The organism is Actinomadura sp. NPDC049753, from assembly GCF_040674655.1.
In the GTDB taxonomy this organism is placed as follows: Bacteria; Actinomycetota; Actinomycetes; order Streptosporangiales; family Streptosporangiaceae; genus Spirillospora; species Spirillospora verrucosospora.
The window spans coordinates 1-2188 of the sequence record NZ_JBFARL010000419.1; the positions used below are offsets into that span (position 1 = coordinate 1).

Below are 2188 nucleotides of genomic sequence, written 5' to 3' on the forward strand. Positions count from 1 at the left end.
GGCGGCCTGGAGGCCCGGCGGCCCCCGGGCCGGGCACCGCGCCCCTCGGCGCGGGACGCGGAGCCGCGCGAGGAGCGGCGCGACGACGGACCCGCCACGTGGACGTCCGTTGCCACCGGCGGCGTGGGCGTCCGGGGCCCTTCGGGTTCGAGGAGCGCGTTGGCGTCCAGGTAGCACGCGCTCGGCAGGCCGGGGTTCACCGCGAGCTGCCACTCCGGGTGCGGCCAGCGCCGCGACAGCTCCGCCAGCGAGGCCTGCCGGTGGTGGACCGCCTGCCCCTGCAGAGAGCGGTCCATGGCCTCGGGGGAAGTGAAGGCGAGCACGAACGTGCCGTCGCCGAACCGCGCCGTGGCGAACTGGTGCTCGCCGCCCTCCGGATCGCCGGGCGAGGGCAGGTACAGCGTGGCGCGCGCGAGCAGCTCCAGGTAGCCGTGCTGGTCACCGCGTTCGCGGGCCTCGGCCAGCGCCGCCTCCAGAGCCGACCCGGACGGGCGCGCCGGACGCGCCGCGGCCTGGGCGGGACGCTCGTCCTCCGGGACGGCGAGCGCGATGCCGAGACCGGGCAGGGCCAGGGGCCCGCCGTCGGGCCCGGCCTTGCTCGCCTGGTAGACGAGTTCGAGCGGGGACTCGATGCCGTAGACGTCGCGGAACGCGCCCGTCATCTGCCCGGCGAGCAGGGCGCACGCCTCCAGCAGCTCCGAGGAGGGGCGCCCGCCGCGGCCGCCGCGCTCGCGGAAGGTGAGCCGGTCCCACCAGTTCTTGCGGTCCTCCTCGTCGGGCGGCTCCCAGCCGAGCGCCCTCAGCCGCCGCTCCTGGCGCGACGCGAGGGGGCGGGGCAGGAACGCGCTGCCGACGGCCTCGGCGTCGAGCGTCCCCTCTGAGCGCATCGCCTGGACGTAGGGCAGGCCGCTCGGACCTTGCAGGATGAGGAACGAGGTGACCGGCAGCCGTGAAAGCTCCAGTGTCAGCCGTCTGGCGAAGTCGTTCCAGTCCACTGGGGATCCACTTTCACGTGCGGGGCGGGATTCCGTACTCGACGGTAGCCGAAGGGCGCGTCACTCGCTCCAGGGAGACGGAACCGCGTCGGCCCGCACCGGTGTCCAGACGCCGCCGATGGCGTCGTAGACGGCGACCGGTTCCTGCCCGCCCTCGCCCGCCGAGCGCCACAGGCGCGTGCCGTGCGGCGGACGCATCGGGACGCCGGCGGGATGCGGCGCATGAGCGGGCGCCTGCCGCGCCTGCCGCGCCTGCCGGGTCGGCCGGGTCGGCGGGGCGGGCGGGTCTTCGGCCGGGCCGTTGCCCGCCAGCGGGTTCTTGACCGGCGGCGTGTCGGCCGGAGGGGACTTGACCGGCGGGGGGTCGGCCGGCGGGTCGTCGGTCGGGGCGCCGAGAGGCGCCGCCGCTGCCGGCTCCGGTGCCCTCGGCGGGGCGCCGCCCGCTTCCAGGGCCGCCCGCAGATCGGCCGCCGTGTACGGGTCGACCGCCGTGTGAGAGTCGTCGTACGGGACGTCCGCCGCCCCGCCCGGCGCGGGTGACCCATGGGCCGAGCCGTTGACCGGTGGAGTCGAACCGCCGGCGACGGGGTTCGGCCCAGAGAGCGCGTTGGGGTCGACCGTTCCGTACGGGTTGGACTCGTTCGACAGAGGGTCGTACTGGAGGGGATCGGGCGCTCCGCCTCTGCCGCCCTGCAACCGCCCGATGACCGACGAGTCCAGGAGCACTTCGCTGGGCAGGCCCCAGTTGATGGCCAGGCGCCACGCGGGATCGGGCCACCCGGCGGCCAGCCGGGCGAACGAGGTGCGCCGGTACAGGCCCGGATGCCGGTCGCCGGTGCGCGCGAGTGCCCCGGGCGAGGTGAACACCGTGACGTAGGTGCCGCTGCCGATGGTGATGGTGGGGAACTCGGCGCGGTCGGGGTCCTCCACGGCGGAGGCGGTCGCCGGCAGGACCAGGTCGGCGTTCTCCAGGAGCTTGAAGTAGGCGGTGTTGTCGCCGTTCGCCTTGGCTTCGGCGAGACGTGGTTCGAGCAGTTCCGCGTCCATGCCGGGCAGCGCCTGATCCGGCAGCGGCAGCCGCGTCCCCGCCGGGGGAGCGCCCGCGGGCAGGGGATCGGCACCGGACAGCGGATCGGCGCCGGCCAGGGGGTCGGTGCTGGGGAGGGCCCCGCCGGACGACGCGCGGCGCTTGG

2 protein-coding genes are annotated in these 2188 nt (G+C 76.1%); both read right to left on the bottom strand.

Going from position 1 to position 2188, the window contains the following annotated elements; genetic code table 11:
- Window positions 1-995 (bottom strand): SseB family protein (locus AB0K37_RS41810; RefSeq protein WP_363991690.1); only part of this gene is annotated, 995 nt, incomplete at its 3' end.
- A 60-nt stretch (window positions 996-1055) separates the two neighbouring features.
- Window positions 1056-2188 (bottom strand): SseB family protein (locus tag AB0K37_RS41815; RefSeq protein ID WP_363991692.1); only part of this gene is annotated, 1133 nt, incomplete at its 5' end.